We start from the raw sequence: 241 nt of genomic DNA, 5'->3' as shown, positions 1-241 counted from the left end.
GCGATCATCGGTTTCGAGATGCCGTAGCGCGCGAGCAGTTGGCCCGTGTTGCGCGTGTCCTCGGCGGCGATGCGATCGGCGAGCCCGAGCACGTGCAGCGCGCGCAGCGTGATGTCGGCGGTGTTGCCGATCGGCGTCGCCACGACATAAAGCGTGGCGGCGGGATAGTGCTGGGCCTGGGCGAGTTCGAAGGGGGACGAGAGGGACGTCATGACACGGAACGCGCGAACGCAAGCAAAGA

Annotated in this window: 1 protein-coding gene; it reads right to left on the bottom strand. The window is 66.8% G+C overall.

Annotation, left to right across the window (positions count from 1 at the left end; translation table 11 throughout):
• Positions 1-212 (bottom strand): SAM-dependent methyltransferase (locus SB772_RS44915; protein ID WP_410839142.1); only part of this gene is annotated, 212 nt, incomplete at its 3' end.
• Positions 213-241: the final 29 nt, after the last annotated feature.

Origin of the sequence: Paraburkholderia sp. SIMBA_030 (assembly GCF_046535245.1) — a bacterium.
In the GTDB taxonomy this organism is placed as follows: Bacteria; Pseudomonadota; Gammaproteobacteria; order Burkholderiales; family Burkholderiaceae; genus Paraburkholderia.
This window is presented reverse-complemented; position numbering and strand designations above follow the sequence as displayed.